This is a genomic window from Saccharopolyspora oryzae (assembly GCF_027853915.1).
Taxonomy (GTDB): domain Bacteria; phylum Actinomycetota; class Actinomycetes; order Mycobacteriales; family Pseudonocardiaceae; genus Saccharopolyspora; species Saccharopolyspora oryzae.
The window spans coordinates 1-8,282 of sequence record NZ_JAQGLA010000151.1; the positions used below are offsets into that span (position 1 = coordinate 1).

Annotated in this window: 7 protein-coding genes; 3 read left to right on the forward strand and 4 right to left on the reverse strand. The window is 70.7% G+C overall.

What is annotated here, in order from left to right; all coding sequences use genetic code 11:
• The 3 genes from OU415_RS37345 to OU415_RS37355 all read left to right on the forward strand — a co-directional run.
• Positions 1-2,502 (forward strand): transglycosylase domain-containing protein (locus tag OU415_RS37345; protein ID WP_270954479.1); only part of this gene is annotated, 2,502 nt, incomplete at its 5' end.
• Between the two features lie 76 nt (positions 2,503-2,578).
• Positions 2,579-4,195: a glycosyltransferase family 87 protein gene (locus OU415_RS37350; RefSeq protein WP_408641998.1), complete on the forward strand. Its 1,617-nt coding sequence runs from the start codon at positions 2,579-2,581 to the stop codon at positions 4,193-4,195.
• Positions 4,196-4,260: 65 nt separating this feature from the next.
• On the forward strand, positions 4,261-4,452 hold the full coding sequence (locus tag OU415_RS37355; RefSeq protein WP_270954480.1) for a PspC domain-containing protein: 192 nt from the start codon (positions 4,261-4,263) through the stop codon (positions 4,450-4,452).
• Here the strand turns inward: OU415_RS37355 and OU415_RS37360 are convergent, their stop codons facing one another.
• From OU415_RS37360 to OU415_RS37375, 4 genes are all read right to left on the reverse strand, one after another.
• On the reverse strand, positions 4,453-5,100 hold the full coding sequence (locus OU415_RS37360; RefSeq protein WP_270954483.1) for a hypothetical protein: 648 nt from the start codon (positions 5,098-5,100) through the stop codon (positions 4,453-4,455).
• On the reverse strand, positions 5,097-5,927 hold the full coding sequence (locus tag OU415_RS37365; RefSeq protein ID WP_408641999.1) for an ABC transporter ATP-binding protein: 831 nt from the start codon (positions 5,925-5,927) through the stop codon (positions 5,097-5,099). The genes OU415_RS37360 and OU415_RS37365 overlap by 4 nt, the downstream gene beginning before the upstream one ends.
• 124 nt (positions 5,928-6,051) lie before the next feature.
• A complete protein-coding gene (locus OU415_RS37370; protein ID WP_270954484.1) occupies positions 6,052-7,467 on the reverse strand; it encodes a M20/M25/M40 family metallo-hydrolase in 1,416 nt (471 codons plus the stop codon).
• A gap of 95 nt (positions 7,468-7,562) precedes the next feature.
• Entirely contained in the window at positions 7,563-8,204 is a 642-nt protein-coding gene (locus OU415_RS37375) for a GOLPH3/VPS74 family protein (RefSeq protein ID WP_270954485.1), read from the reverse strand.
• Between the last annotated feature and the right edge of the window lie 78 nt (positions 8,205-8,282).

Consider the following 8,282-nt stretch of genomic DNA (forward strand, 5'->3'; position numbering starts at 1 on the left):
GGTGCAGGTGCGGCCGGGGCTGGTGCGGCAGGTGCTGCTGGAGCAGCTGGTGCCGCAGGCGGTGCGGCTGGTGCTGCCGCTGGTGCCGCGATGGGTGCCGCCGGTGGTGCCGGGAATTCCCGCGAGCCGCAGCTGCTCACGCACCAGGACCAGGGCACCTACAACTACTACGCCTCCGAACCCGACGACGACCCGTACGACAACTACGACGACGGGCGCGCCGACGCCCCGCACGGGAATGATCGAGATGGCGACGACGGATTCGACGACTTCGGCCCGTCCGGCGACGACCCGGACGACGAGATGAGCGCCCGCCGGGCCAAGCGCGCCACGCTCTGGCGGCGGGTGCGGCGCACCTGCTACGTCGGCATCGCCGCGGCCGTCCTGCTACCGGTCGCCGTGTTCATCTACGGCTACATCATGTGGCAGCCGCCGGACCAGGCGAAGGTCATGGGCATGAACCGGCCCGTCGACCTGCTCTACGCCAACGGCGAGCCGATGGCGCGCGTCACCAACGAGAACACCCGCGAGGTGCTGCACAACATCAGCGAGGTCTCGCCGGCGATGCAGAACGCCACCATCGCCGCGGAGGACGCGTCGTTCCGCGACAACCCCGGCTTCAGCTTCCAGGGCATCGCGCGGTCGGTCTACTTCATGCTGACCGGCTCCGGTGTCGGCGGCGGTTCCACCATCACCCAGCAGTTCCTCAAGCTCGACGGGGAGATGGAGAAGGACCCGGTCTACGTCCGCAAGGTCAAGGAGATCGTGCTGGCGTACAAGCTGACCAACAGCAAGTCCAAGGACGAGATCATGCTGGCGTACATGAACACCGCCAGCTACGGGCGCAGCACGCACGGCCTCAAGGCCGCGGCGAAGGCGTACTTCGGCAAGGACCCGAAGGATCTCAACGACGCCGAGTCGGCCATCCTCGCCGGTGTCGTGCAGGCCCCCTACGGCGGGAAGGGCGGCGTCGGAAGCAACGACCCCGGCCTCGACCCGGAGAAGGGCCGCAAGCGCTGGGAGTACGTCATGGACCGGATGGAGGACAACGGTTTCCTCCAGCCCGGTGAGCGGCAGAGCATCCAGTACCCGGAAACGCTCCCGCGCGAGAACGGGCGCAAGGAGTCCCGGCTGACCCCAGAGCAGGACGCCATCTGGGAAGCCGTCCGGGCGGAGCTGGGAGAGCAGGGGTTGTCCGAGGACGACCTGTACCGCGGCGGCTACCGGATCAAGACCACCATCGATCCGGACGCGCAGAGCAAGGCCGAGGAAGCCGTCCACTCCGAGATGGACGGCCAGCCGGAGTCGCTGCGGACCTCGCTGGTCGCGGTCGACCCGGAGAGCGGCGGGATCCTGGCCTACTACGGTTCGAAGCGCAACAACGGTGACCTGGACTGGGCCAGCAAGCCGCAGGAACCGGGCTCCTCGTTCAAGCCGTTCGTGGTGGCGGCCGGACTGGAGCAGGGCATCGGCATCGGTGAGTTCTACGACGGCAGCGACAAGCAGGACATCGCGGGCACGACGTTCGGCAACGCACCCGGCGTCAAGTGCGACATCCCGGATCGCTGCGGCGTCCGCGAGGCGATGACCAAGTCGGTCAACACGGTGTTCGTCAACCTGGCCAACAAGGTCGGGCCGCCCAAGGTCGCCGACGTCGCGCACCAAGCGGGCATCTCGGATTCGACCGTGCTGAACCGCGACGGCGTCGTCGAACTGGGCATCGCGCTGGGCATGTACCCGGTGCAGCCGGCGGACATGGCCGCGTCGTACGGAACGTTCGTCAACGGCGGTCAGCGGGTCAAGCCGCACTTCGTGACCGAGGCGGTCGGCTCCGAGACCGGTCCGCGCGAGCTGGACATCCCGAAGCCGAAGCCGGCCTACGGCGACGACGCGAAGAAGAGCCGGGACATCGCCTACAACGTCGCCCAGACGATGAAGGACGTCGCGACGAGCAGCAAGGTCCCGCTGGACGGCGGCCGACCGGTGTGGTCGAAGACCGGTACCCACCAGTGGGGTTCGACGGACCTGAACCGCAACGCCTGGATGGTCGGCGGGACGCCGCAGGTCTCCGCTGCGGTGGGCATGCTCAACGACGAAGGCGGCCCGAAGCCGCTGCGCGACGCCTCGGGCAAGAGCTTCTACGGCAGCTCGCACCCGGCCAAGGTGTGGCAGACCTTCATGAACTCCTACCTGAAGGGCAAGAAGCAGGAGCAGATCCCGAAGGGCGACGCGATCGGGCAGTTCGAGGACATCCCGCTGCCGCCTCCGCCGCCGTCGGAGACCGCTCCGCCGAGCGAGTCGCAGAACCCGAGCGAATCGCAGAACCCGAGCGAGTCCCAGGACCCGAGCGAGTCCCAGCGCCCGACGACCAGCAAGGAGAAGCCGGGCAAGAACTGCGGTGGCCTGTTCGAGCCGCCGTGCCCGCCGGACAGCGGCGGTGACAGCGGAACCGGTGACGGCAACAACGTCGCACCGACGTACGGGCCGGGCAGCTCCGGCTGACGGTCGGTTCACGCACGAGGGGCATCCGCGGTGGCGGGTGCCCCTCCCGCGTTTTCGGGCCAAGTAGCATCCGGGCGTGTCCACCTCGACCGAGCCCGCCAGCACTGATCCGCCGATCCCCGGTCGGCGCCCGGACTCGGCGGTGGACAGCGATTCGCTCGGCCCCGCCGACCGCGTCGCGCCGACCTGGTCGGAGCCGCTGGCGCAGCGGATCAGCCGCCCCTTCGGCGGTCGGCTGGGGCGGCACGCGCAGCTCGGCAGGCAGTGGTTCTGGACGCCGCTGCGGGTGGTCCTGCTGTTCGCGGTCCTGGTGCTGGCCGCCGCGTGGCTGTTCAAGGCGCCCTGCCAGATGACTTACGACTCGAGTGCCGGACCGCAGCTGGACTGGCGGAACAACAAGCAGTACACCGCCATGTGCTACACCGACATCATCCCGCGCTACGGGATGGGCGACCTGGCGCCCGACGACGCGTTCCCGTACAAGACGGCGTGGTTGGAGAAGCCGGGCACGCCGCAGGAGAAGGTCCGGTACATGGAGTACCCGGTGCTGACCGGGGTCTTCCAGTGGATCAACGCGCGGGCCGCCGACGGGTGGGCGACGCTGGCCGGGCTCGGTCTGCTGCCCGGCGGTCTGACCAGCGTCCTGTACTTCAACCTCACCGCGTTCTGGCTGGCCGCGGGCTGGCTGGTGACGATCTGGGCGCTGGTCCTGCTGTGCCGCAGGCGGGTGTGGGACGTCGCGATCGCCGCGCTGTCACCGCTCGTCCTGGTGCACGCCTTCACCAACTTCGACGCGCTCGCCACCGCGCTGGGCACCGCGGGCCTGCTCGCCTGGTCGCGGCGCCGACCGGTGCTGGCCGGGGTGCTGATCGGCCTCGGCGGGGCGGCCAAGCTCTACCCGCTGTTCTTCCTCGGACCGCTGCTGGTCCTGGCGTGGCGGGCCGGGAAGGTCTCGGAGGCGATGCGCGCGGTGCTGGCCGCGGCGCTGGCCTGGCTGGCGGTGAACGTGCCGGTCCTGGTGCTCTACCCCGACGGCTGGAGCGAGTTCTTCCGGCTCAACAACGAGCGCCCGGCCGACCCGGACTCGCTGTACAACGCGCTGATGTACTTCACCGGCTGGGACGGTTTCGACGGCGTGCTGCAGAACGGAGCGACGCCGGCGGTGCTCAACGCGGTGAGCCTCGCGCTGTTCCTGCTGGCCTGCGCGGCGATCGGCTGGCTGGCGCTGGCCGCCCCGACCCGGCCGCGGCTGGCGCAGCTGTGCTTCCTGGTGGTGGCGGCGTTCCTGCTGACCAACAAGGTGTGGAGCCCGCAGTACTCGCTGTGGCTGGTGCCGCTGGCGGTGCTGGCGATCCCGCGCTGGCGGTTGCTGCTGGCGTGGATGGCCGTCGACGCGGCGGTGTGGGCGCCGCGGATGTACTACTACCTCGGCACGGCCAACAAGGGCCTGCCGGAAGGCTGGTTCCTGGGCGCGGTGCTGATCCGGGACGCGGTGGTGGTGGCGCTGTGCGTGCTGGTCGTCCGCGAGATCCTGAACCCGGCCCTCGACAAGGTCCGCGCAACCCTGGCGGTCCGCCCGGAGCGGGTGCATGACGCCCTGGACGACCCGTGCGGCGGATTCCTCGACGGAGCCAAGGACCGCTTCGTCCTCCCCAACCCCGCGGACCTGGCCCTCCGCCGGAGAACGGGCTGAGCCTCCGGGAGAACTCGGGGTTCTTCCCTGACGCCGGAGCGGGCCCCGGTGCGGATGCTGGAGGCATGACGACCTATCGGATGTCCCTGGCCCGGCCGCAGGAGGGCGCGATGATCGCCGGCGTGTGCGCCGGGCTCGCCGAGCGGTTCGGCATGAAGCCGTTCACCGTCCGGCTCCTGTTCCTGCTGTCCTGCCTGCTCCCCGGACCGCAGTTCCTGATCTACCTGGCCCTCTGGGTGCTCATCCCGAAGCGCTAGTCAGGAGCGGCGGACCACCCAGGCGCTGACGCCGAGCGTGCTGGCGACCAGCGCGACCAGCGCGGTGAGCGTCGACTGGACCAGCAGTGCCGGCGGCACCGTCCCGGCGCTCAGCGCGAACACCACCGGGTGGGCGAGCGGGAGCTGTTCGACCAGCAGCACGACCGCGAACAGCGCCGCCGCGGCGATCGCGGTGTAGCCGATCCGGCGGACGACCAGGCCCGAGCACGGCAGCGCGATCGCGATGCCGAACGCCGCGCACACCAGGTTCCCGAGCAGCCCGGTGCCGAGATCTGCTGCGGAGTAGGCGAATCCGGACGACACCTGCGACCAGGCGACGGTCAGCGCGGAGAGCCCGGCTGCGCAGCACAGCACGGTCAGCACCGTGCCGACCAGCACCCGGTGCACCGAGCCGGCGTGCGCGCGGGTGATCGTGCGCTGCACGACGTCCTCCACGTCGACCAGCGCGATCGTCAGCCAGCCCGACACCACCAGCAGCGCGGCAGCGGTCACCGCGAAACCGGGCAGCGCCGGCCCGGTGTTGTCGCTGTAGAGGACCGCGATCAGTCCTATGTGGAGCAGAACCGGCGGCAGGTAGCGCTGCGAATGCCCGAGCTCGGCGAGCCGGTAACCGATCAGCGCGATCATCGGCTCCCCACCTCCGAGTCCACCGCGATCACCGCGCAGCAGCGCTGGACCGCCTCGAACAGGACCGATTCCCGTTCCGCCACGGCCACTTCCAGCTCCAGGTCGTCGCCGTGCCGCACCGACAGCACACCGCGCCGACCGGCCCAGTCCGCGTCCTCCCCACCGCGCAACAGGATTCGGCAGGTCGCCGCCTCGGCGTCGAGCGGTTGGAGCCGCCCGTCGACGAGCAGGTGCGATCGGACGGACTCGCCGCGCGCGAAGTCCGGCCGGTGGTCGGTGAACACCACGGCGGTGCCGTCGAGCGCCAACTCGTCGATGACGTCGTTGAGCACCGAGCGGGTGCCGGCGTCCAGCCCGGACCACGGTTCGTCCAGCACCAGCAGCTCAGGTCCGCATAACAGCGCCTGCGCCAGGCCGACCTTCTGCGCGTTGCCCTTCGACAGGTCGCGCAGCGGCGTGTCCGGTCCCCCGGTCAGCGCGAACCGCTCCAGCCACTCCCCGGCCCGGCGCCGGGAGTCCGCTTTGGACAGTCCGCTGATCCGGCCGAGCCGGGAGAGGTAGGAGAGCGCGCTCATCCGCTGCCGCGCGGGGAACCGGTCCGGCACGTACCCGGTGCGCGGCTTCCCGGAAGTCGTTCCGCCGGACGGCCTGGACAGCCCGGCGAGGATCCGCAGCAGCGTGGACTTCCCGGAACCGTTGGTGCCCGCGATCCCGACGACCTCGCCCGCGGTCACCGACAGATCGACACCCCGGAGCACCGGTCGCGCCCGGTAGCTCTTGGCCACCCCGACGAGTTCTCGGACCACCACCCGAAACCCCCTGTCCACCAGCGCTCACCCGGTTCCCGAGCGCACCTTGCAGGTATACCCCGTGCCGCTCCGCCGGAGCGTTCCGACCCGACGCGGAGAGGGCGTGGTTCCACGTGGAACCACGCCCTCCCCGGGATCGGGATCAGCGGTTGGCGTGCGCGTCCAGGACGTAGGAGATCGCCGAGGTGATCTTCGCGGCGAACGGCAGGTTCAGGCTCTCGTCCGGCACGTGCGCGTTGCTGTCCGGGCCGAGCGCGCCGGTCACCACGAACTGCGCCTCCGGGTAGGCGTCCTGCAGCAGGCCCATGAACGGGATCGAGCCGCCGAGGCCCATCGTCCGCCACTCGGCGCCGAACACCTCGTCAGCGGCCTGGTCCAGCGCGGTCGACAGCCACGGCGCGAGCTCGGGGGCGTTCCAGCCCAGCCCGGCCTCGGTGTGCCCGAAGGTCACCTTCGCGCCGTAGGGCACGTCGGTGGACAGCTTCTCCTGCACCGCGCGCAGCGCAGCGGCCGGATCGGCGGTCGGCGGCAGGCGGAAGCTGAGCACCGCGGTCGTGTAGGGCCGCAGGACGTTGCCCGCGTCGGCCGGTTCCGGCAGACCGGAAGCGCCGGTGATCGACAGCGTCGGGCGCCAGGTGCTGTTCAGCGCCAGCTCGACCTCGTCCTCGACGACCGGGCGCAGCCCCTCCGGCCACGGCACCGAGTTGCGGATCAGGCCCGGCGCGGCCTCGACCGCGGAGCGCGCCTCGGCGATCCGGTTCTCCGGGATCGCCACGTTCAGCTCGGGCACCAGGACCTCGCCCGTCGCGGAGTCCTCGAGCCGGTCCAGCAGCTGCCGCAGCACGCGGAACGAGCTGGGCACGATGCCGCTGGCCATGCCGGAGTGCAGACCGCTGTCCAGCACCTGCACGGTGACCTCCACCGTCGCCATGCCGCGCAGCGAGGTCGTCAGCCACATCCGGTCGTAGTCGCCGGCGCCGGAGTCCAGGCACACCACCAGCGACACGTCGCCGAGCCGCTCGGACAGGTGCGCCAGGTAGGCGGGCAGGTCCGGGCTGCCGGACTCCTCGCCGGTCTCGAGCATCACGACGCAGCGCGCGTGCGAGCCGCCGTGCGCGCGAACCGCCTCGATGGCGGTGATCGCCGCGTACCCGGCGTACCCGTCGTCGGCCGCGCCGCGGCCGAACAGCCGGTCGTCGCGGACCACCGGCGTCCACGGCCCCAGCCCTTCGGACCAGCCGCCCACCGGCGGCTGCTTGTCGAGGTGCCCGTAGAGCAGCACGGTTCCCTCGGCCGCGCCTTCGGTGGCCGGGATGTCCACCAGCAGCAGCGGGGTGCGCTCGGGCAGTCGGACGACCTCGATCTCGGCGCCTTCGATGCCGCGCGCGGTGATCCACCGGCGCACGTGCTCGACGGCGGCGTCGAGATGCCCGGACTCGACCCAGTCGGCGTCGAAGGCGGGGGAGACTGCTGGGATCTCCACCAGCTCCGACAGGCTCGGCAGGACGGATTCGTCCCACACCCGGTCAACGGTCTTCGAAACGGCAACACGATCCACGCCGAGATCCTATGCCCGTCCGGCCTGCCGACGCCGCTCCCCGACGGCTAGCCCGCGGCGGCGCTGCTGCTCGCGAGGATGCGCAGGTGCGCGGTTCAGCTGCTCCCGGCGGAAATGGTCGTGGTGACGGCGGCGGTGGTGATCACCGCGGTCGCCGCCGCGATCACCTGCTCGACCGCTTTGCCGAGGGCTTCGCCCTTGCTGATCTCCTTCAGCCTCTTGCGCTCGGCGCGTTCGAAACCGAAGCGGTGGACCAGGCCGGTGGCGTGCACCAGCGCCGCGAGCAGCGCCGACCGGTTGTCCAGTTCGCGTTCGTCGCGGGCGATCGAGCGCAGCTCGCCGATCAGCGCGTTGCGCGTCTCCTCGTGCGGGAAGTACTTGTCGTACGGGATGAACAGCGCGGTCCGCTGCTCGTGCCGCATCAGCCCGCGCTCCGCCAGGGCGGCGCAGTGCCGCTTGCGTGCGCCGCGCCGGCTCTGGATGAAGGTCGGCGCCGCGACCGGTTTGCCCCGCGGCCCGGCCTTGCGCTGCAGGTGGGCGATGGCCTCGTCGATCCAGTCGACACCGCTGGGGCTCGGATCGTCCACCTGGATCTTCTTGCCGGTGAACGAAACCCGGCGCTGCAGCACCAGCTCACCGAGCTCGGCGGCACCGGTGTGATCGCACGTCGAGTAGTACGAGCCGTTCTCCCGCTGCAGCAGGACGACGAACGCCTCCGGCAAGGTCAACGAATCCATGCACCTCAGTCTCGCACCGCTCCGCCCACCCCACCCCGCAAATTCAATGGAAATCGGAGGTCCGATTTCCATTGACTT

Bases quoted from the DNA above. Each gene is read 5' to 3' on its own strand.
- OU415_RS37355 (WP_270954480.1), top strand. From the start codon at position 4,261: ATGACGACCTATCGGATGTCCCTGGCCCGGCCGCAGGAGGGCGCGATG.
- OU415_RS37375 (WP_270954485.1), bottom strand. From the start codon at position 8,204: ATGGATTCGTTGACCTTGCCGGAGGCGTTCGTCGTCCTGCTGCAGCGG.
- OU415_RS37360 (WP_270954483.1), bottom strand. From the start codon at position 5,100: ATGATCGCGCTGATCGGTTACCGGCTCGCCGAGCTCGGGCATTCGCAG.